Annotated in this window: 18 protein-coding genes; 8 read left to right on the top strand and 10 right to left on the bottom strand. The window is 67.9% G+C overall.

Annotation, left to right across the window (positions count from 1 at the left end):
- Positions 1-51: 51 nt before the first annotated feature.
- The 4 genes from KL771_RS10925 to KL771_RS10910 all read right to left on the bottom strand — a co-directional run bounded on the left by KL771_RS10925 (position 52) and on the right by KL771_RS10910 (position 4,241).
- Positions 52-969, bottom strand: a complete 918-nt coding sequence (locus tag KL771_RS10925) for a ketopantoate reductase family protein (RefSeq protein ID WP_261968597.1) — start codon at positions 967-969, stop codon at positions 52-54.
- Between the two features lie 152 nt (positions 970-1,121).
- On the bottom strand, positions 1,122-1,946 hold the full coding sequence (locus tag KL771_RS10920; protein ID WP_261968596.1) for a carbohydrate ABC transporter permease: 825 nt from the start codon (positions 1,944-1,946) through the stop codon (positions 1,122-1,124).
- Positions 1,943-2,902 (bottom strand): carbohydrate ABC transporter permease, encoded by a 960-nt coding sequence (locus KL771_RS10915; protein ID WP_390866591.1) that lies wholly within the window; start codon positions 2,900-2,902, stop codon positions 1,943-1,945. The genes KL771_RS10920 and KL771_RS10915 overlap by 4 nt, the downstream gene beginning before the upstream one ends.
- Positions 2,903-2,912: 10 nt before the next feature.
- A complete protein-coding gene (locus tag KL771_RS10910; RefSeq protein ID WP_261968595.1) occupies positions 2,913-4,241 on the bottom strand; it encodes an ABC transporter substrate-binding protein in 1,329 nt (442 codons plus the stop codon).
- A 382-nt stretch (positions 4,242-4,623) separates the two neighbouring features.
- Between KL771_RS10910 and KL771_RS10905 the strand changes: the two genes are divergently transcribed.
- The 6 genes from KL771_RS10905 (at position 4,624) to KL771_RS10880 (ending at position 11,866) form a co-directional block, all read left to right on the top strand.
- Positions 4,624-5,742 carry a sulfate ABC transporter substrate-binding protein gene (locus tag KL771_RS10905; protein WP_261968594.1) on the top strand — a complete coding sequence of 373 codons (1,119 nt, stop codon included), beginning with the start codon at positions 4,624-4,626 and terminating at the stop codon, positions 5,740-5,742.
- A gap of 7 nt (positions 5,743-5,749) precedes the next feature.
- Positions 5,750-6,604: a sulfate ABC transporter permease subunit CysT gene (gene cysT, locus KL771_RS10900; protein WP_261968593.1), complete on the top strand. Its 855-nt coding sequence runs from the start codon at positions 5,750-5,752 to the stop codon at positions 6,602-6,604.
- Positions 6,591-7,472, top strand: coding sequence for a sulfate ABC transporter permease subunit CysW (cysW, locus tag KL771_RS10895; RefSeq protein WP_390866590.1), 882 nt, complete (start codon positions 6,591-6,593; stop codon positions 7,470-7,472). The genes cysT and cysW overlap by 14 nt, the downstream gene beginning before the upstream one ends.
- A gap of 61 nt (positions 7,473-7,533) precedes the next feature.
- Positions 7,534-8,625: a sulfate/molybdate ABC transporter ATP-binding protein gene (locus KL771_RS10890; protein ID WP_261968591.1), complete on the top strand. Its 1,092-nt coding sequence runs from the start codon at positions 7,534-7,536 to the stop codon at positions 8,623-8,625.
- Between the two features lie 245 nt (positions 8,626-8,870).
- Positions 8,871-9,950: a protein adenylyltransferase Fic gene (gene fic, locus KL771_RS10885; protein WP_261968590.1), complete on the top strand. Its 1,080-nt coding sequence runs from the start codon at positions 8,871-8,873 to the stop codon at positions 9,948-9,950.
- Between the two features lie 320 nt (positions 9,951-10,270).
- Complete coding sequence (locus tag KL771_RS10880; RefSeq protein ID WP_261968589.1) at positions 10,271-11,866, top strand: peptide chain release factor 3; 1,596 nt, start codon at positions 10,271-10,273, stop codon at positions 11,864-11,866.
- 217 nt (positions 11,867-12,083) lie between these two features.
- Here the strand turns inward: KL771_RS10880 and KL771_RS10875 are convergent, their stop codons facing one another.
- Both KL771_RS10875 and KL771_RS10870 read right to left on the bottom strand, forming a co-directional pair.
- Positions 12,084-13,154 carry a hypothetical protein gene (locus tag KL771_RS10875; protein ID WP_261968588.1) on the bottom strand — a complete coding sequence of 357 codons (1,071 nt, stop codon included), beginning with the start codon at positions 13,152-13,154 and terminating at the stop codon, positions 12,084-12,086.
- A 390-nt stretch (positions 13,155-13,544) separates the two neighbouring features.
- On the bottom strand, positions 13,545-14,597 hold the full coding sequence (locus KL771_RS10870) for an LLM class flavin-dependent oxidoreductase (protein ID WP_261968587.1): 1,053 nt from the start codon (positions 14,595-14,597) through the stop codon (positions 13,545-13,547).
- A gap of 392 nt (positions 14,598-14,989) precedes the next feature.
- Between KL771_RS10870 and KL771_RS10865 the strand changes: the two genes are divergently transcribed.
- Positions 14,990-15,967, top strand: a complete 978-nt coding sequence (locus KL771_RS10865) for a glutathione S-transferase family protein (protein ID WP_261968586.1) — start codon at positions 14,990-14,992, stop codon at positions 15,965-15,967.
- Between the two features lie 69 nt (positions 15,968-16,036).
- Here KL771_RS10865 and KL771_RS10860 read toward each other — a convergent pair whose 3' ends face one another.
- The 4 genes from KL771_RS10860 to KL771_RS10845 all read right to left on the bottom strand — a co-directional run bounded on the left by KL771_RS10860 (position 16,037) and on the right by KL771_RS10845 (position 20,180).
- Positions 16,037-17,293, bottom strand: a complete 1,257-nt coding sequence (locus tag KL771_RS10860) for a serine hydroxymethyltransferase (RefSeq protein WP_261968585.1) — start codon at positions 17,291-17,293, stop codon at positions 16,037-16,039.
- An 89-nt stretch (positions 17,294-17,382) separates the two neighbouring features.
- Positions 17,383-18,021, bottom strand: a complete 639-nt coding sequence (gene parA, locus KL771_RS10855; protein WP_261968584.1) for a ParA family partition ATPase — start codon at positions 18,019-18,021, stop codon at positions 17,383-17,385.
- A gap of 120 nt (positions 18,022-18,141) precedes the next feature.
- Positions 18,142-19,203, bottom strand: coding sequence for a YeiH family protein (locus KL771_RS10850; protein WP_261968583.1), 1,062 nt, complete (start codon positions 19,201-19,203; stop codon positions 18,142-18,144).
- A gap of 68 nt (positions 19,204-19,271) precedes the next feature.
- The gene (locus KL771_RS10845; protein ID WP_261968582.1) at positions 19,272-20,180 is read right to left on the bottom strand and encodes a helix-turn-helix domain-containing protein; all 909 of its coding nucleotides are present in this window, start codon (positions 20,178-20,180) and stop codon (positions 19,272-19,274) included.
- A 281-nt stretch (positions 20,181-20,461) separates the two neighbouring features.
- On the opposite strand from KL771_RS10845, the gene KL771_RS10840 reads away from it, so the two are divergent.
- Positions 20,462-21,469 carry a fatty acid desaturase gene (locus KL771_RS10840; RefSeq protein WP_261968581.1) on the top strand — a complete coding sequence of 336 codons (1,008 nt, stop codon included), beginning with the start codon at positions 20,462-20,464 and terminating at the stop codon, positions 21,467-21,469.
- Positions 21,470-21,584 lie beyond the last annotated feature (115 nt).

The following is a 21,584-nucleotide window of genomic DNA, read 5'->3' as shown; positions in this document are numbered from 1 at the left end:
GGCACCGGGTGCATCGCCTGCCGTCAGGCCCAATCGCCTCGACTCGCCGCCTTAGCGGCCGCCCGCGTGGAGCTTCAGGGCACACCAGACGGCGCGGTGGACGGGGGTCGGTACGCCGAGTTCGGCGCCGAGCTTGACCACCGTGCCGGACAGCCAGGGCAGTTCCAGCCGGGCGCCGCGTTCCAGGTCGTGCGCCATCGAAGCGCGCGTGGCCGCCGGCAGGTTGTCGGCCGCCGCCAGCACCTTGTCGACCTGCTCGGGCGCGATCGCCACGCCGCCCGCCCGGGCGACGGCGGCGGTCTCCGACGCGGCATCGCGAAGGAAGGCGCGCAGATCCGCGTCGGTACGGATGTCGCCGATCGGCTTGCGGGTCAGCGCCGTGATGGCGCTGAAGGCCGACAGGAAGACGAACTTCTCCCAGATGGCGCGGTCGATGTCGGGCGACAGCGTGTGCTCGATCCCGGCCGCCCGGCACGCTTCCGAAAAGGCTGCGAGCCGCGGGTCTGTGCCGCCGCCGAAGGCGCCGAAGATGATCCGCGCGAGGCTGCCGACCTGACGGATCACGCCCGGTGCCGCGATCGTGGCGCTGATATGGGCGACGCCGCCAGCGACATGCGCTGGCCCGAGCGCCGCCTGCAGGAGCGGGCCGGCCTCGATGCCGTTCTGGAAGGAGATCACCACCGTATCCGGCCCTACCATGGGGCGCAGTTGTTCGGCTGCGGCGGCAGTATCCCAGAGCTTGACGGCGACCATCACGACATCGACCGGGCCGACCCTGGCCGGGTCGTCGGTGACCCTGACGGCGAGGCCCGCGACCGGATGGGCCGGGCTGTCGATGGTCAGGCCGCGCTCGGCGATGGCCGCGCCATGCGCGCCGCGCGCGATGAAGGTCACGTCAGCTCCCGAGGCTGCCAGCTTCGCGCCGAAAAAGCCGCCGACCCCGCCGGTTCCCATGATGGCGATACGCATGTCGATCCTCCTCATCGATCCGTCCGGATCGACCCGTCCTGATCGATCCGTCCGTTGGTTTGGTCGCACACACGGGGGGCCGGTGCAACGCAACCCGACGAACGGCCGGCGGGGCGCGCGGCCGTGATGAGCGGGCGCGGGCGCGGCGGGCTTCAGCCGCCCTTGACGGCACCCGCTGTCAGGCCGGCGACAATCTGGCGCTGGGCGATCAGGGTCACCACCAGCACCGGCAGCGTCACGATCAGGGCGGCGGCGGCGAGCGGGCCCCAGCTGACCTGGTCGTAGGAGATCATGTTGTAGACCGCGACCGGCAGCGTCCGGGTCTCGCGGCCGGCGAGCACGATGCCGAAGACGAAATTGTTCCAGGAGAAGATCACCGCCAGGATCATGGCGACGACCACGCCCGGCTTTGCGATCGGCAGCGCGACGTGGCGGAACACCTCCCAGCGCGTCGCCCCGTCGATCAGCGCGGCCTCCTCGAGCTCCATCGGGGTGGTCTCGAAGTAGCTGATCATGATCCAGATCACGATCGGCACGGTCAGCACCAGATGGATGATGATCTGCGGCCAGAGTGTGCCCATGATCCCCATCCAGCGGAACAACAGGAAGAGCGGGATCAGGTAGGAGAGACCCGGCGTCATGCGCGCGATCAGGATCAGCATGGCGGTGCGCCGCGCCTTCATGCGGGCGAGGCCGTAGCCGGCCGGCACGCCGACGATCAGCCCGATCAGGGTCGCCGCACCGGTGACCAGGATCGAATTGATGAAATAGGTGCCGAAGCGGTTGGACTCCAGGACCTCGCCATAGTTCCGCCAGGCGACGGTTTCCGGAATGAGGATCGGTGGATAGGCGCCGTTGTCGATCTCATACTTGAGCGACAGCGAGATCATCCAGACGAAGAACAGCACGGCCGGAGAGACCAGCAGGAAGACGCAGACCCAGAGCAGGGTGCGGTCGAGGATCGCCTTCAGGCTCATGCCGCCGCTCCCGCTTCCGACCATTGCGTGCGCTGGCGCAGCCAGACCATCAGCACCGACAGGGCGACGACGAGGCCGAAGAAGATAACCGCGATCGCCGAGCCGTAGCCGATGTCGTAATAGGCGAAGGCCACGCTGTAGAGGTAGAGGTTGATGGTCTCAGACGCCGTGCCTGGGCCGCCCTGCGTGATGGCGAAGATGATGTCGAAGCTCTTGACCGCGTCGATGGTGCGGATCAGCGCCGCCACCATGATGAAGGGCGCGACCATCGGCAGGGTGATGTGGCGCAGAAGCTGCCAGCGCGAGGCGCCGTCGATCACCGCACTCTCGTAGGGCTCGGTCGGGATTGACGACAGCCCGCCGAGCACGATCAGCATGACCAGCGGCGACCATTGCCAGGTCTCGACCAGGACCAGCGAGGGGATCACCGAGCCGGGATGGAACACCCAGAGCTGGGGCGGGATGCCGACCAGCGAGAGGAGATAGTTGAGCACGCCGAGCTGGGGGTGGAACATCATCGTCCAGACCAGCGCGATCGCGACCGGGGTCGCCATCATGGGCAGGACGAACAGCGCGCGCAGCACGCCGCGGCCCATGAAGCGCTCGTTGAACACCACCGCGGCGGCGGTGCCGACCAGGATCGGCAGGATCACCGACAGCGCCGTGTAGGACAGCGTGTGCCAGAAGGATTCGATGAAGCGGTCGTCGCCGGTCATGCGCCAGTAGTTGGCCAGACCGACGAAGCTGGATCCCTGGCCGAGCTTCCACTCCTGGCCGCTCATCCAGATGGTGAAGACCCAGGGGAACAGGATCACGGCCAGAACGACGACCACGGCCGGAAGCACGAACGGCCAGTAGCCACCCGTCCAGGCCGGTGGGCGTCCGGCCTTCCCCATGGTCGAGGAGGCCGCCGCAGCTTGCGCTGCGGCGGCTTGCCCGAGGCTTGCCTCGTTCATGGTATCGGGCTCAGCCCTTCTCGCTGCGCTCGAGGATCGGCCGGAAGGCGTCGGTCGCCTTCTTCAGTTCGGTCGCCGGGTCGCCGCCGGACAGCAGGGCCGTCAGGCCGGTGCCGATCGTGTCGCGGAATTCCGCCACCGGCACGATGACCGGCAAGCCGAGCTTCGAGACCTTGGACGATCCGATCACCGAATCGAGCCAGGCGGGCGGGAACTTGACGCCCTCCCGCACGTTCGGATCGTTCAGGATCGAGTTGCGGAAGGGCACGCCGCCGCCGGTCTGCAACAGACGCGCGCCCATCAGCTTGGACACGGCCCATTGGCAATAGAGATAGGCGGCTTCCTTCTTGGTCGAGCTTTCGGTCACGGCGATGCCGTCGCCATAGGTGCAGGAGGCCTGCGCCTTCGGTCCGACCGGGACGACCGCATAGCCGACCTTGCCGACGATGCGCGACTTGGTCGGGTCTTCGAGCGGCGGGGCGAAGCCGACGCCGTCGAGCCACATGCCGACCTTGCCCTGCATGAAGGCCGCCTGGCATTCCATCCAGTTGAAGCCGGCGACGCCGGGAGGGGCGTATTTGGTCAGCAGCGTCTGGTACATTTTCGCCGCAGCGATCGCCTCGGCGCTGTCGGTCGCCAGGTTGCCCTTGGCATCCAAAGCATCGCCGCCATGGGCGAGCAGCAGGTTCATGTAGGGCGGCAGGTTGGCGTTGCGCAGGCCGCGGCAGACGAAGCCGAAGGTGCCTTCCTTGGGATCGGTCAGAGCCTCGGCGGTCTTGACCAGCTCGTCGAGCGTGCTCGGGAAGGTCAGGTTCTTCTTGGCGAAGAGATCCTTGTTCCAATAGATGATGAAATAGTCGACCGACCAGGGCAGCGAGTGCATCTCGCCCTTGTCGTTCTTCGAGTAGAGCAGGCCGGCGGCCGAGAAGTCGCTCTCGACCAGGTCGGCGCCGGTCAGCGTCGGGTCTTTCATGAACTTGGACAGGTCGGCGAGCCAGCCGGCCCGCTCGAACTGACGCTTCTGCACGTGATAGCTGATGTGGCAGACGTCGAAGCTCGGCTTGCCGGACGACAGCTCGATCACCAGCTTCTGGCGTTGCTGCTGCTCCGGCGCCATCTCGGACGAGACCTTGATGCCGGTCAGGTCCGTGAATTCCTTCTCGTATTTGGTCAGGAGATCGCCGCGCGGGCTCTTGATCAGGTTCACGCCGATCTCGGTGCCGGCGAATTTCTTCCAGTTCACGTCCGCACGCGCCGGCGCGATGGCGCCGAATCCGAGCGTGCCGGCGGCTGCGGTGCCGATCAGAAGATCGCGCCGCGTCAGTCCCTGTCCGAACATGAATTCCTCCCGAAACAATGGGGCTCGTTGGCCATTTTGTCATCGCGCGACCCGTTCGCGACCCTGTCGCCGCGTCGAACCGTCGGTGGGCATTCTGAACACCGAACGACTTGTCAGACAATAGAAAATCGTCGTCGGGTGCTGGGGCAGCGATAGCGCCGCCGGGGCTGGCCGCAATGGCGTCGGCCCGACGTGAAAAATGGCGGTTTGGCGCCGAAAAGCCGGCTTCGGGAGGGTGGGCTCGCGCCAGGATGCGGAATGAAGGCCCATCCGGAGGCCAGTTTCGGAGAACTGCATTCCTTTTTGAGGTCAATCAACGGAATTGACAAAGCCGACCAGATAAGTCGAGATTAACACGCCATGAACGAACCGGGAGGTCCCCATGAGCGCCGCTTCTTCGAACCTCGACACCGCGTCGGCGGGCCTTTCCGCCGCCTACCGTGATCCCCGTCAGGGCCGCGGCACCGGCCGCACCCGGCTGTGGCGCCGGGTCGTCGACTGGGCGCTGATCGGCGCGGCCTTCGCGGTCGTGGCCGGGGTCGCCGTGCAGGCCCGGGCGCAGTCGACGACGCTGCTCAACGTTTCCTACGATCCGACCCGCGAACTCTACAAGGACGTGAACGCGGCCTTCGCGGCGGAGTGGAAGGGCAAGACCGGCGAGACCCTGACGATCCGCGCCTCCCATGGCGGTTCCGGCAAGCAGGCCCGCTCGGTCATCGACGGCCTCGACGCCGACGTGGTGACGCTGGCCCTGTCGGCCGACATCGACGCCATCGCCCGCGAGGCCAAGCTGCTGCCGGCCGAATGGCAGAAGCGCCTGCCGAACAATTCCGCCCCCTATGCGTCGACCATCGTGTTCCTGGTCCGCAAGGGCAACCCGAAGGCGATCAAGGACTGGGACGATCTGGTCAAGCCCGGCATCGGCGTCATCACGCCGAACCCGAAGACCTCGGGCGGCGCGCGCTGGAACTATCTGGCCGCCTGGGCCTATGCCCAGCAGAAATATGGCGACGAGGCCAAGGTGCGCGACTACATCACCGCGCTCTTCAAGAATGTGCCCGTCCTCGATACCGGTGCGCGCGGCGCGACGACCTCTTTCGCGCAGCGCAATCTCGGCGACGTGCTGCTCGCCTGGGAGAACGAGGCCTTCCTGGTGTTCGACGAGTTCGGCGCCGACAAGTTCGAGATCGTGGTCCCGTCGATCTCGATCCTGGCCGAGCCGCCGGTCGCCGTCGTCGACGCCAATGTCGACCGCAAGGGCACCCGCAAGGCGGCCGAGGCCTATCTCCAGTTCCTCTATTCCGACAAGGGCCAGCAGATCGCCGCCAAGCACCATTACCGGCCGAGCCGTCCTGAAGTGGTCGCCAAGGAACTCGTCGACGCCTTCCCCAAGCTGAAGCTCGTCACCATCGACCGGGATTTCGGCGGATGGGCCAAGGCGCAGCCCGAGCATTTCGGTGACGGCGGCACCTTCGACCAGCTCTACAAGCCGAAGTCCTGAGCCCGCCATGGCACAGGCTCTCGTCCTTGGCCGCAGGACCTCCGGACCCGGCGTCCTGCCGGGTTTCGGCCTGTCGATCGGCTTCACGCTCGTCTATCTGAGCCTGATCGTGCTGATCCCGCTCGGCGCGCTGGCGCTGAAGGCCGCCGGCCTCGGCGTCGACGGGCTCCTGAAGATCGCGTTCGACGCGCGCGTGCTGGCGGCACTGAAGATCTCCTTCGGAGTCGCCTTCGCGGCGGCCCTGATCAACGCGATCTTCGGCGTCCTGGTCGCCTGGGTGCTGGTCCGCTACGAATTTCCCGGCCGTGCTCTGGTCGACGCCGCGGTCGATCTGCCCTTCGCGCTGCCGACCGCGGTCGCCGGCATCGCGCTCGCCGCGCTCTATGCCGGCAACGGCTGGGTCGGCGCCCTGCTCGAACCCCACGGCATCAAGGTCGCCTATACGCCGCTCGGCATCATGGTCGCGCTGGTCTTCGTCGGGCTGCCCTTCGTGGTTCGTACCGTCCAGCCTCTGATGCAGGAACTCGACCGGGAGATCGAGGAGGCCTCGGCCACGCTCGGGGCAAGCCGGCTGCAAACCGTCGTCCGCGTCCTGCTGCCGCCGCTGCTGCCGGCCGTGCTGACCGGCTTCGCGCTCGCCTTCGCGCGCGGCGTCGGCGAATACGGCTCGGTCATCTTCATCGCCGGCAACATGCCCTACGTGTCGGAGATCGCGCCGCTCCTCATCGTGATCAAGCTCGAGGAGTTCGACTATCGCGGGGCGACCGGCATCGCGCTGATCATGCTGCTCGTCTCCTTCGCGATGCTGCTCGTCATCAACCTGATCCAGGCCTGGAGTCGCAAGCGCTATGGCCATGTCTGACGCAACCGACTGGCGTGCCGCCGCCGCCACGGCCGGCGCGACCGGAGAGGGGTTCACGGCGCGCGCGGTGCTGATCGCGCTGGCGCTCGGCTTCCTCGCCCTGTTCCTGGTGCTGCCGCTGGTCGCGGTCTTCGTCGAGGCTTTCCGCCACGGGTTCGGGGCCTGGTGGGCCGCATTCCAGGACCCGGACGGCCTGGCCGCGATCCGCCTGACCCTGATCGTCACCGCCATCGCGGTGCCGGCCAACCTCGTCTTCGGTGTCGCCGCCGCCTGGGCGATCACCAAGTTCCGCTTTCCCGGCAAGAGCCTGCTGATCACGCTGATCGATCTGCCCTTCTCGGTCTCGCCGGTGGTCTCGGGGCTCGTTTGGGTGCTGCTGTTCGGCGCGCAGGGGCTGCTCGGCCCGTTCCTCAAGGCGAACGGGCTGCAGATCATCTTCGCGGTGCCCGGGCTGGTGCTGGCCACGATCTTCGTGACCTTCCCGTTCGTGGCGCGCGAACTGATCCCGCTGATGGAAGAGCAGGGCACCGCCGACGAGGAGGCCGCCATGACGCTCGGCGCCAGTGGCCTCACCACCTTTCTGCGCGTCACGCTGCCCAACATCAAATGGGGCCTGCTCTATGGCGTGCTGCTCTGCAATGCGCGTGCGATGGGCGAGTTCGGCGCGGTCTCGGTCGTGTCCGGCCATATCCGCGGCCTGACCAACACCATGCCGCTGCATGTCGAGATCCTCTACAACGAGTACGAGTTCGTGGCGGCCTTCGCGATGGCCTCGCTCTTGGCGGCGCTCGCCCTCGTCACGCTCGTCCTCAAGACCTTCCTCGAATGGCGCTATGGCTGGCATCTCGCCGGCGGCCGCGGCCACTGACCCGAACCGGCGCGCCGGGTCGATCCCGCGCCGCCGTCCGACGATCACCCCGGAGGCTCCGATGGAAATCCAGATCCGCGACCTCGCCAAGGATTACGGCACGGTGCCGGCGCTGCACAGCGTCGATCTCGACGTGAAGTCCGGCGAACTGCTCGCCCTGCTCGGGCCCTCGGGCTCGGGCAAGACGACGCTGCTGCGCTCGATCGCCGGCCTGGAACAGGCGTCGCGCGGCCAGATCTTCTTCGGTGAGGAGGAGGCCTCCGCCACGCCGGTGCGCGAGCGCGGCGTCGGCTTCGTGTTCCAGCACTATGCCCTCTTCAAGCATATGACCGTGGCCGAGAATATCGGCTTCGGCCTGTCGGTGCGCCCGCGCGCCAAGCGTCCGCCCAAGGCGGCGATCCGCGAACGCGTCCTGTCGCTGCTCGAACTCGTCCGCCTGCAGGGGCTGGAAGACCGCTATCCGGCCCAGCTCTCCGGCGGCCAGCGCCAGCGCGTCGCGCTCGCCCGCGCGCTCGCGGTCGACCCGAAGGTGCTGCTGCTCGACGAACCCTTCGGCGCGCTCGACGCCAAGGTGCGCAAGGAATTGCGCAAGTGGCTGCGCGAGATCCACGAGGAGACCCACTACACCACCGTCTTCGTGACCCACGATCAGGAGGAGGCGCTCGAACTCGCCGACCGCGTCGTGGTGCTCGACAAGGGCCGGATCGAGCAGGTCGGCACGCCCGACGAGGTCTATGACGCACCGGCGACGCCATTTGTGTTCGCTTTCATCGGCGATTCCAGCGAATTGCCCGTGACCGTCGACCAGGGTCGCGTCTGGCTCTACGACCGCGCCGTGCCGCTCGGCCTCGACGTGGTCGGCCACGGCCCGGCCCGGCTGTTCGTCCGTCCGCAGCACTGGGAGGTCGGCGCGCCGGCAAACGGGCTTGCCGGCGTGGTCCGCTCGGTGCTGCGCCACGGACCCGGCCGGCGCGCAGAGGTCGAACTCGGCGCCGGCGTCTCGGTGACGGTCGACGTGTCCGACGACCACGCCGTGCGCACCGGCGACCGCATCGGCCTCAAGCCCAGCCGCTGGCGCCTGTTCCTCGCCGACGGCCAGGCCGTCGCCCCGATCCCCGCCCGCCGCCCCGCCGCCTCCGGCTTCCGGGCGTGAGGGGGTGACGGCTGCAAACGTTTGCAAGTAGGCGCTCTCCAATTTCCATAGGGATCGACGCCGTCGACATGCGCAACGCGGATATGTCGATCGGCTCGACATGCCTGCGTTGGTGAGCCCGCGCGAACGCCGATATGTCGCTGCCATCGACATATGCGGTTCGACATGTCGATGTTTTTGGATTTCATCGACATGTCGTGCGAATATGTCGATGCCGTCGACATGTCGCGCCCTGCGGATCGTTCATGCCCTTCTCGCCCGACCAGCCCTTCAACGATCTCCCGCCGCTGCCGCCCGCGGCGGAGTTGGAAACGCGCGCGGTCCTGAAGGCGCTCGTTGGCGCGCGGTCGGCATTGGCCGAACTGAAGGCGACAGCGTGCCTGATTCCCGAGCCATCGGTGCTGATCAACGCCATTCCGCTTCTCGAGGCGCAGGCGAGTTCCGAGATCGAGAACATCGTCACGACGACCGATCGTCTGTTTCGCTTTGCCGCCGACGAAACCGGCGCAGATGCAGCCACCAAGGAGGCGCTGCGCTACCGGACCGCTCTCCGCGAGGGCTTCACGTCGCTGTCCACGCGGCCGCTGACGACGTCAACCGCCGTCCAGGTGTGCCGGCGCATCAAGGGCGTGGCCCTGGACATCCGGTCTACGCCGGGGACCATGCTGCTGAACGACGCCACCGGGCAAGTCATCTACACGCCTCCGGTTGGAGCTGACCGCATCCGTGACATGCTCACATTGTGGGAGCGCTACATCCACGAGGCGGAGGAGACCGATCCGCTCGTCCGCATGGCGCTGATGCACTATCAGTTCGAGGCGATCCACCCCTTCACCGACGGCAATGGCCGCACCGGGCGCATCCTCAACATTCTCTATCTTGTCGAGCAGGGGTTGATCGACCAGCCGATCCTGTACCTGTCGGGGGCGATCATCCGGCGCAAGGCGGATTATTACCGTCTTCTTCTCGCCGTCACCGTGGATGCCGCATGGGAGGCGTGGATCCTGTTCATGCTGTCGATCGTGGAGGAGACCGCGCGCTGGACCGTCGAGCGGATCGGCGTGATCCGGCGCCTGATCGAAGCGACGGCAGACCGGGTCCGGACCGAGGCGCCGAAGATTTATTCTCGCGAACTGATCGAGACGATCTTCCTACAGCCCTACTGCCGGATCGAAACCCTGGTCGCCGCCGGCATCGCGCAACGCCAGTCCGCCTCTCGCTATCTGAAGGCACTGGCCGATTTCGGCGTCCTGGAGGAACGCAAGGCGGGGCGGGAGAAGGTCTTCGTGAACCCGGCATTCCTTGACGCATTGGTGGGCAGATAGCGGCAACAAGCGAAGACGCAGTCGATCTTCGCTATATCGGCGTTGCGGTGCCAAGTTGTCCGTGACACCATTTCCCAAGCCCGAAGACGCGTACTTCCAGATCGACGTGCGATCCCTTCAATCTGAGGTGATCGAGATGCTCAAGCTCTTGAAGAAAATGGCCAATTTTCGGTTTCGACTCCGCTTCGAGATCGATTTTTCGGCGAACTGAGGCATCGAGGCGGCCGCATTTTGGTGCGGTCGCCTCGTCCGCTTGCCGTTGACATCCGTGGGCAAACCCCGGATCTAGCGCTCGTCCTCCCCCGAACGAGCGAAATCGTATGAACGCGCCCGCTTCCGGCCTTGCCGATCCCGTGTCCCGCCGGCGGACCTTCGCCATCATCTCGCATCCGGACGCGGGCAAGACGACGCTGACCGAGAAGCTGCTGCTGTTCGGCGGCGCGATCCAGCTCGCCGGCGAGGTCAAGGCCAAGCGCAACCAGCGCCAGACCCGGTCCGACTGGATGGGCATCGAGCGCGAACGCGGCATCTCGGTGGTCACCTCGGTGATGACCTTCGAATATGGCGGCTGGGTCTTCAACCTGCTCGACACGCCCGGCCACGAGGACTTCTCGGAGGACACCTATCGTACGCTGACCGCCGTCGATGCCGCCGTCATGGTGCTCGACGCCGCCAAGGGCATCGAGGCGCGCACGCTCAAGCTGGTCGAAGTCTGCCGCCTGCGCGACATCCCGATCGTCACCTTCATCAACAAGATGGACCGGGAGACCATGGACCCGTTCGATCTTCTCGACGACATCGAGAAGACGCTGGCCATGGACACCACGCCGATGACCTGGCCGATCGGCCGCGGCCGGGCCTTCGCCGGCACCTACGACCTGACCCGTTCGGCCATCCGCCTGAAGGACGCCGAGGAGGCGGTGGCGGTCAACGGGCCGCAGGACAGCCGCATCGAGGCGCTCTTGCCGGAGGCGGACTTCCAGCAGTTCGTCGGCGAGGTCGAACTCGCCGCCGGCGCGGCCAAGCCCTTCGTGCGCCAGAGCTTCCTGGAGGGCCATCACACGCCGGTCTATTGGGGCTCGGCGCTGCGCGACATGGGCGTCAAGGATCTGATCGAGGCGCTCGGCACCTTCGCGCCGAGCCCGCGCGAGCAGAAGGCCGACGGCCGCATGGTGACGGCGACCGAGGAGCGGATGACCGGCTTCGTCTTCAAGATCCAGGCGAACATGGACCCGAACCATCGCGACCGCATCGCCTTCATGCGGGTCTGCTCGGGCAAGCTGCAGCGCGGCATGAAGGCCAAGCTTGTGCGCACCGGCAAGCCGATGAGCCTGCACACGCCGCAATTCTTTTTCGCCCAGGACCGCTCCATCGCCGACGAGGCTTTCGCGGGCGATATCGTCGGCATCCCGAACCACGGCACGCTCCGCATCGGCGACACGCTGACCGAGGGCGAGGACCTGGTCTTCCGGGGCGTGCCGAGCTTCGCGCCGGAAATCCTGCGCCGCGTCCGCGCGGCCGACGCCATGAAGGCCAAGAAGCTGAAGGAGGCCCTGCAGCAGATGGCCGAGGAGGGCGTCGTGCAGGTGTTCCTGCCCTTCGACGGCTCGCAGGCCATCGTCGGCGTGGTCGGCTCGCTGCAGCTCGACGTGCTCGCCGAGCGGCTGAAGAACGAATACGGCCTGGAGATCAGCTTCGAGACGACCCGCTTCGCCGTCTGCCGCTGGGTCTCGACCGCGGAACCCGCCAAGCTGGACGAGTTCTCACGCCGCGACTCGTCCGCCATGGCGCGCGATCTCGACGGCGATCCGGTCTACATGGCCACCTCGCCCTATTCGCTGCGCTACGAGGAAGAGCGCTGGCCGATGCTGAAATTCACCGACGTGAAGGACTATCAGAAGGTCAAGGCCGGCTGATCGCGGACGTCCGGCCGGCACGACGCTGCATGTCGTGCTTGGCGATCGCCGTTGCGTGCGGACTACGGCGGCCGCCGCATATCCAAGACGGCACCCGATGACTTTCGATCGGTCGGGCAGGCGACCATGCGAGGCGGGGCGCGCCCGTCAGTAAAAAATGCGGGCGCGCCGGCGGGAATTCGCCGGCGCGCCAGGGCATTGAGAACCTGTCGGAGCTTCAGTGTGGCCGGAGCCGGCGCAGGCCGGCCGGCAGGCTGGCGTCCATCCAGAGGGCGAAGCGGTCGCGGCGCTTGTTGTACCAGATGCCGAGCGCGATCACGCCGACGCCGATCAGGGTGAGGACGAAGGAGAAGGCCAGGAAGTCGCGGAAGACCTGCGCGGCGAGATGGCCGAGATAGGTGGCGACGCCGATGGTGCCGAAGACGGCGTAGACGCGGCGGTTCATGTAGACGGCGAACAGCAGCAGGCCGACATTGATCAGGCAGTAGAGCAGGGGACCGATCTCGCCCTTGCTGTCCTGCGCGGTCAGACCGCCCCAGAAGGTCATGATGCCGAAGATGTGCAGCCAGAAGGCATAGTCGCCCTTGTCGCGCGCCTTCAGATCGACCGCCCAGGCCGCCGCGATGGTGATGAGGCCGAACAGGACGGAGACGTTGGCGCGGGTCGCCACGGTATCGAGCCGGGCCAGCCAGACCACGATATCCATCGAGAAGAACCACAGCGCGATGCCGGCCGGCATCAGCAGGAACGGGAAGGGCCGGAAGCGCATGACCAGCGCCGCCGCCGCGACGGTGGCCAGTTCCATGTAGATCCAGCTGCCGTGGATATAGGGGAAGAAGCTCTTGTATTCGCCCGGCTTGCCGTAGGCGAAGCGCCACAGGTCGAGCGCGTCCTGGATGCCGTAGATGATCATCGGGACCATGGCGACGGCGACCGTCAGGGCCAGGCCGCCGGGCGTGCGCGTCTCCGGCGAGCGCCACAGCGCATTGCCGACCGCCCCGAAGGCGAATGCGTAGAAGAGGCCGGTGATGATCAGGGCACCGCCGCCCAAGGCGTTGAAGGCCGTGGTGGTGAAGATGGTCATCGCCGCCATGACGATCAGCGCGCCTGCATACCAGAGCAGATGTGTCAGGTCGAAGCGCCGCGCCGGCACCGTGGCTGCCGCCGAGGGCGCCGTGGTGCCGCGCAGGGCCAGCCGGGCGGCGAGGAATTCGGCTAGGCTCAGATAATTGATCCGGTCGATGGCGCCGGCATCGAGTGCCGCTTTCAGATCGTCGTCGGTATACATCGGGCAGGCTCCCGGTTGGGGCGACATCGCGCGGGCAGCCGGGATCTCCCGGTTCGGCGCCATGACGGTCGTTGTGTTCGCCCCGATATGACGGACTCCCTTTGCCGCCGGATTGCTTCGTGGCGGAAACATGTTTCTTCGTGAACAATGTTCATTTCAAGCGATCGGAAATGGGCCGCAGGGTTGTCTGCACCCCGTCCGCGCATCCGGTGGGACGCTGGTCCCGCCCGCGGGATTCGGCCCGTCCGCCGGCGCCTGCAGGCCTGCGACGACTGCCCGCCAGCGGAGACGCCACAGCCCCGCCGGACTGCGATCGGCGTCCGTTCGGCCCGCCGTCGGCGCCATTCAGGCCCGCCATCGGCGCCGGCAGGCCCGCAAGAGGGACGGTATTCAGCCGGCCTGCCGGGCCTCCGTGCCGAGCGCCTTGCGGACGGCGGGCGCGACCACGGTGCCGTAGAGTTCGATCGCCTTCATCAGGTCGGCATGGGGCAGGGTTCCGACCGAGAACTGCATCAGGAAGCGGTCGTGCCGGAAGAGTTCGTGCTCGTAGAGGATCTTGTCGATCACCGCATTGGGCGAGCCGACCAGCAGGGCGCCGCGCGGGCCGATCTGGGCCTCGTACTGGGCGCGGCTGGTCGGCGGCCAGCCGCGCTCGCGGCCGAGCCGGTTCATCGTGTCGGCATAGGCCGGATACCAGAGGTCGGCCGCACGCTTGGCGTCCTCGGCGATGAAGCCGTGCGAATTGATGCCGACCGGATAGTCCTTCGGGTCGCGGCCGGCCCGGCGCAGCGCCTCGCGGTAAAGCTCAACCAGCGGGCGGAAGCGGTCGGGTGTGCCACCGATGATCGCGATGGCGAGCGGCAGGCCGAGCATGGCGGCGCGCACCACCGATTGCGGCGTGCCGCCGACCGCGATCCAGACCGGCAGCGGGCTCTGCACGGGGCGCGGATAGACCGGCTGGTTCTGCAGCGCCGCCCGGTGCTCGCCCTGCCAGGTGACCCGCTCGGTGTCGCGCAGCGTCAGCAGGAGTTCGAGTTTCTCGGAAAACAGGCTGTCGTAGTCGGACAGTTCGTAGCCGAACAGCGGGAAGGATTCGATGAAGGAGCCGCGCCCGGCCATGATCTCGGCCCGGCCGCCGGACAGGAGGTCGACGGTCGAGAAGGCCTGGAAGACGCGCACCGGATCGTCGGAGGAGAGCACCGTCACGGCGCTGGTCAGCCGGATGCGCTTCGTCACGGCCGCCGCCGCCCCGAGCACCACCGCGGGGGCGGAGACGACATAGTCGGCGCGATGGTGCTCGCCGATGCCGAAGACATCGAGCCCGACCTCGTCGGCCAGCCGGATCTCTTCCATCAGGTTGGCGATGCGCTGGGCCGGCGCCAGCACGCGACCGGTCGCCGGATCGGGCGTCGCCTCGACGAAGGTGTAGATGCCGAGTTCCATCGCTGCGCCGTCCTCTCGACCCCAGAGCGGCCCGCGTCCGAAAGGACGCGGACAAGGCGCTCCATCTTATTGAATCTAGAGCATCTTATCTTCGATCGGGTGGTTCCGGCCGATCGCTGGATGCTCCAGGCGCGTGCAGGCGCGCCGTTTCCATGCCGCTGCATGTAGCGCGTCTTTCCGGCCGCCGCCATGCCCGCCCCGGCATGGTCCCGGATACGCACTGTTCGACGGGAGGCGCCCGGGCGGGGCGTAGGGGCCCGTTCGGCGGGGCCACTGATGGGGTCGGGGCGAACGCAGCGTTCAATCCCGGCGGCATTGACCCTGCGCCCGGCGCGTCCGATCTCACGGTGATACACAGTGAGGGTCGCCCGGACGGCGGCCGGGAGAGAGCGATGCTGGTGAACGGGAAATGGATGGCGGACTGGCAGCCGATCCAGGCCAAGGACGCGGCCGGCGGCTTCGTCCGCCAGACCTCGACCTTCCGCAACTGGGTGACGGTCGATGGCCGGCCCGGACCGACCGGGGAGGGCGGCTTTGCGGCCGAGGCCGGGCGCTATCGGCTCTATGTCGCGCTGATCTGCCCCTGGGCCTCGCGCACGCTCGCCGCCCGTGCGCTGATGGGCCTCGAAGACGCCATCCCGGTCACGGTGGTCGATCCGGCGCTCGGCGCGCAGGGCTGGCGCTTCGGTCCCGCGGCGCCGATGCGCGACGAGGAGATCGGCGCGACCTGGATGCACGAGATCTATACCGCCGCCGACCCGGCAGTGAACGGCCGCGCCACGGTGCCGGTGCTGTGGGACCGCCAGCGGCGCACGATCGTCAACAACGAATCGGCCGACATCCTGCGCATGCTCGGCGACGGCTTCCGCGGCCTCGCCACCCATCCGGTCGATCTTTATCCCGAGCCGCTGCGCGCCGACATCGACGCCCTGTCCGAGCGCATCTATCCGGCGCTCAACAACGGCGTCTATCGCGCCGGCTTCGCCTCGACCCAGGGCGCCTACGAGGCGGCCTATCGCGACGTGTTCGCGATGCTCGACGACCTGGAGGCCCGGCTGGCCGGAACCGGCCCCTATCTCTTCGGCGAGGCCCTGACCGAAACCGACATCCGGCTGTTCGTCACGCTGATCCGCTTCGATGCGGCCTATCACGGCCTCTTCAAGTGCAACCGGCGCCGGCTCGCCGACTATCCGCACCTCTCCGCCTATCTCGGCCGGCTGATGGCGATCCCGGACCTGGCCGGGACCGTGTCGATCGACCACATCAAGCGCGGCTATCATTCGATCGCCACGCTCAATCCGAACGGCATCGTGCCGCTCGGACCCGACCTGCCGTTCCCCGACAAGGCCATGGCCTTTCCGGGGACGTGATCTCGCAGGGACCGGGGGACACCGGGATCGCGCGTCCGGCGCGCGATCCCAGAGCGGGCTCGACCCGGATCAGTAGATCGGGAAGGCCGCGCAGAGGTTGGCGACCTCGGCCTTGACGTCGGCCAGCACAGCGGCGTCGGACGGGGCGGAGACGACGCGATCGATCATCGCGCCGATCCGGCGGAACTCCTCGGTGCCGAAGCCGCGCGTCGTGCCGGCATTGGAGGAGAGCCGCAGCCCCGAGGGCGCTTCCGCCGTGCGGGAGTCGAACGGGATCAGGTTCTTGTTGACCGCGAGCCCGGCCTTTTCGAGCGCCTTGGCGGCGATGTCGCCGGTGGTGCCGCGCGCGGAGAGATCGACCAGGATCATGCCGGTATCGGTGCCGCCGGAGACGAGCCGGTAACTGGATGCCGCTAGCGTCTCGGCGAGTGCCCGGGCATTGGCGACGACCGCCTCATTATAGGTGCGGAATTCGGGCTTCAGCGCCTCGCCGAGGCAGGCCGCCTTGCCGGCGACCGCGTGCAGCAGCACCGAGCCCTGCACGCCGGGGAAGATGCCGAGATTGATCCGGTCGGACAGGGCGGGGTCGTTCCACATCACGATGCCGCCGCGCGCGCCGCGCAGCGACTTGTAGGTCGTGGTGGTGACGATGTCGGCATGCGGGAAGGGCGAGGGATGCTGTCCGGTCGCGACCAGGCCGGCGAAATGCGCCATGTCGACCATGAACAGCGCGCCGACCTCGCGCGCCACGGCCGCCAGGGCCGGGAAATCGATGCTGCGCGGATAGGCCGAGCCGCCGGCGATGATCAGCTTCGGCTGGGACGCCCGCGCCAGCGTGGCGACCGCCTCGATGTCGATCCGCTCGGTCTCGCGCGACACGCCGTAGCGGACGATTTTGTAGTCGCGCCCGGTCAGGGTCGCCGGATGGCCGTGGCTGATATGGCCGCCGGCCGCGGTATCCATGGCCAGGATGGTGTCGCCGAGCGCCAGCAGGCCGAGGAAGACGCCGGCATTGGCGTTCGATCCCGAATGCGGCTGGACATTGGCGAAGCGGCAGCCGAACAGGCGGCAGGCGCGGTCGACGGCCATCTGCTCGACCGCATCGGCATATTCGGCGCCGCCGTAATAGCGGTGATAGGGCAGGCCCTCGACCGTCTTGTTGGTCATCGCCGAGCCCTGCGCGGCGAGCACCAGCGGCGAGACGATATTCTCGGAGGCGATCAGTTCGATCCCCTCGCGCTGGCGCTTCAACTCGCCCCGGATCGCGGCGGCGAGCTCGGGATCGGCATCGAGGGGTTTGTCGAACGCGGTCTGTTCCAGTGCCATGCTGGCCTCCGGCGAGGATGGGAGCCCGTCCATAGCGCCCGCCGGCCGCCGCGTGAAGCGCCGCCACGCAACGCCGACCCGTCGCCCGCTCAGACGTCGAGCCGCCGCTTCACGTCCATGGCGATGGCCAACGCCTCCAGCGCCGCCTTGCTGCCGGGCTCGCTCTCCATCGCGGTCGAGCCGATCCCCATGCTGGCCGCGAAGGCGACCCGGTCGCCGAGGCGGGCCTCAGAGATCGGCCGGCCCAGCTTCTCGATCGCCTCGATCACCGCCTTGGCCGAACTCGAGCGGGCCGAGACCCGGTTCAGGACGAACAGCGCCGGCACATTCTCGCGCTCGACCATGGTCAGCGTCGCCTCGCTCGCCCACAGGTCGACCGGGCTCGGCTGGATCGGGATGATGACCAGATCGGCGGCCTCGACCGCATAGCGGGCGTCGAGATCGGATTTCGGCGGGGTGTCGATCACGACGAGGTCGTGGTCGCGCGCCAGGGTGCGTGCCTCGCGCTTGGCGCCCCAACCGCTGGCGGTGCGGAAGGTCAGGCCGGTCGCCTCCTCGCCGAGCCGCGCCTCGCGCTTCTCGAACCACTCGCCGAGGCTGCCCTGCGGGTCGACATCCAGGATGGCGATGCGGCCGAGCGGCTGCAGGGCCACGGCCAGATGGGCGGAGAGCGTGGTCTTGCCGGATCCGCCCTTCTGTTGGGATACGGCGACGATCTTGCCCGTCATGATGCCTCCGCCGGCCCGGCAGCGTCATGCTGCAATGCGGCGATGCATCTTGACCGATCCGCGTCCCAAGCTCCAGGTCGCCGGCATGCTAATTTCGCAGGGGGCGCCGGCGTCCGGTCGTCATGAGAAGAAGGCGACCGAGACGAAGACCAGCAAGGCGATCCACACGGTCTCGGCGACCATCAGGGCGATCGGCCGCCAGCCGACCGCGAACAGGGTCTTGAACGAGGTTTTCATGCCGAGCGCCGCGATCGCGACGACCAGGCACCAGCGCGAGATCTCCGTCAGCAGCGCGGCGACGAAGGGCGGCACCAGTCCGAAGCTGTTCGCCGCCATCAGCGCGGCGAAGCCGAGCAGGAAGCCGGGCACCGCCCGGCCCGGCTTGCCGCCGACCGCGCCGATCCGCGCCACGACGAGCCCGATCGCGGCGACCACCGGCAGCAGCATGGCGACGCGCAGCAGCTTGACATAGGTCGCCACGTCGCCGGTCTCCGGCGAGACCATGTAGCCGGCGCCGACCACCTGGGCGACATCGTGGATGGTGCCGCCGAGAAACACGCCGGCCTCGGTATTGTTGAAGCCGACGGCGGCGACGATGGCCGGGTAGACCACCATGGCGATGGTCGAGAGTGCCGTCACGGTGACCACGGTCAGGATCGTGTCGCGGTCGTCGCGCACCCGGTCGGGCAGCACGGAGGCGACCGCAAGCGCCGCGGAGGCGCCGCAGATGGCGACCGATCCGCCCGACAAGAGCCCGAACCAGGGCTTCAGGCCGAGCAGCCGGGCGATCAGCACGCCGATGCCGATCGTGCTGGCGACGCCGAGCATGACGGTCAACACCGGCTGCAGACCGAGCCCCGAGATCTGGCCGAAGGTCACGCGCACGCCGAGCAGCGCGACGCCCAGGCGCAGAATGGTGCGCGAGGAGAATTCGATGCCCGACCGGCAGCGGCCTTCCTCATGCAGGAAATGGAACGCCATGCCGATCAGCAGTGCGAACAGCATGACCGGGGCGTTGTAGTGGACCGACAGCCAGGTCGCGGCCAGCGCGATGGTGCCGGCGGTGAGCACGCCCGGATAGACGGCAACCAGCAGCGCCGCCTTGGGGAGCCGGGCCAGCCAGCCCTTGGGTGGCGGTGCCTGCCAGAAGACGCCTTCCATGCTGTCGAGAGACGCCTCCATCGAGAGGCGCCTTTGGGCTTCCGAACCGTCCATGCCTGATGCGCCCCCCCGCGCATATCCGGCCCGGATCATCCGACCCGGCCGGTCAAGTCCTTCAAGAAGCCGGCGAATTCGTGCGGCTGCACCACGGCCCCGCGGATCAGGTCGTCGAACCGCCGGGCGAACATCTCCACATGGCTGGCCGCGTTCAGCAGCAGGTAGCTCGGTCCCAGGAAGACGGCGACGCGCTGCGCGCCGAACACCGTGAAAGGGGCCGAGAAGGTGGTGCCGGAATCATAAAGGTAGACCCGGAAGGACGGGTAGAGCTCTTCGGTGATGGCCGTCATGTGTTCGAGCGCGGTTCGCCGGGTGGCGGCATCGAGCACCGACCAGCGTCCCGCGCCGGCGGCGAAGCCGATGAAGGCCTCGCGCGAATTGGCGACCTCATGCTGCTGGTAGGGCTGTCGCAGGATGTCGAGCCGCTGGGCGACCGCCTCGACCGCATTGCCGCGCGGAACCGCAAAGGCCTCGGGGAATTCGGTGCGTAGCACCGTCTCGTTCTTCAGGAGATCGGGGAAGCTCGCCGGCACAGTGCAGATGCGCAGACCCTGCGCGGCCTTGACCCAACCCAGATACGGATCCTCGGCCGGGCTCTGGCCGTAGGGCTCGAAGCGCATCACGGCTTCGATGATCTCCGTCTCCATCTCCGAGCGCTGACTGAGGCCGAGCAGCCAGTCGACCGAGACGCGCGCGGTTCGGGCGATCTGGACCAGCGTCTCGGCGCGCGGCAGGCGCGGCATCGGCCCGGTCAGAAGTTGGGACAGGGTCGAGCGGTCGAGACCGGCGCGGCGCGCGAAGCCGGCATAGGTGAGACCGCTGCGGGTCAGCACCTGGCGCACCCGTTCCCGGAAGAGATCGTGCGAGACGCGCGGTTTCATGGTCCGCAAGGCTAGAGCCTGTGTCGACCGTTCGCAATCGTCGGTGACGATATGCATCATTGGTGATGATCATCACCAAATCGGCGCCCTGCGTGGCACCGGGCGGCCGTCCGATGATCGCGCCACAAGGCCGGGTTGCGGGAAAGTGCGAACCCGGCAGGCCGGGACGATGCCCGTCCGAAGGGGCCTGGACCTCGCAGCCGTCATGCTTTGGTGACGATCGTCACCAAGTCCGGCCGCGCGGTGACCAGTCGCGATTGCTCGCGACAACATCCGCGTTGCGGCGAATCGCGCGGCTTCTAATCTGAGCTGGCTTTCCCAGAGTTCCGAAGATGGGTCCCATGTCCGACGCGCCCGCCATCCGTGAAAGACTGCCGATGGTCGAGGTTCCGACCCTGGCGCTGATCCTTCTCGTCTATGCGGGCTGGTTCGGCCTGACCTGGTTCCACGCCGCCGTACCGCTCTGGCTGTGGCTGCCGCTGGCCGCCTGGACTGCGGCCTGGTGGGGCTCGATCCAGCACGAGATCCTGCACGGGCATCCGACCCGGTCGCGACGGATCAACACCATTCTCGGCACGCCGCCCTTCTGGCTCTGGCTGCCGTTCGAATGCTACCGGCACTCCCATCTGGTGCATCACCGCGACGAGCGGCTGACCGACCCGCTCGACGATCCCGAGAGCCGCTACTGGACCCCGGAGGGCTATTGCGAACTCGGCCCCGTCGGTCGCCGGCTGGTCGCCCTGCAGGCGACCTTGGCCGGGCGGCTGGCGATCGGCCCGCTCTGGTCGATCGCCCGCTTCCTCGCCGAGGAGGCGCGCCGCGTGATCGCCGGCGACCGGGCCGCAGCGCAGGTCTGGGCCTGGCATGCGGTTTTCGTGGCGCTGGTGCTCGGCTGGGCGCTCGGCGTCTGCGGCATGCCGCTCTGGCAATATCTGCTCGGCTTCGTCTATCTCGGCACGGCTCTGGCGCTGGTGCGCTCCTTCGCCGAACACAAGGCGAAGGACGACGTCGCCGAGCGCACCGCGATCGTCGAAGCGAGCCCGGTCTTCGGCCTGTTGTTCCTGCACAACAACCTGCATGTCGCCCATCACCGCTGGCCGAGCCTGCCGTGGTATCGCCTGCCGGCGGTCTACCGCGCCCATCGCGCCGCTCTGCTCGAGGCCAATGGGGGGCTCCTCTATCGCGGCTACGGCGACGTTTTCCGCCGCTTCCTGTTCGCCCCGCACGACGCCCCGATCCACCCCCATGGCCGCGCCCCGGGTCGCATCGTGGTCGCCGAGCCCGGTGCGGACGGCGGACACGCCCCTATTCCCAGCGCTGCCGAAGGGCTCGACCCGGTCCATCCCTGAGGTCCTGCCGTCTCACCGCCCGGGCGATCAAGATCGGGTCCGCCCCGGGGAGATGCTCGCCGAATCCTGCACCATCTCGCACCGCATTCCCGGCCGGAGCGCAGCGGAGAGCCGC

This window comes from Prosthecodimorpha staleyi (assembly GCF_018729455.1).
In the GTDB taxonomy this organism is placed as follows: Bacteria; Pseudomonadota; Alphaproteobacteria; order Rhizobiales; family Ancalomicrobiaceae; genus Prosthecodimorpha; species Prosthecodimorpha staleyi.
Note: the sequence above shows the minus strand (reverse complement) of the source record. Positions and strands in the feature narration are given on the sequence as shown.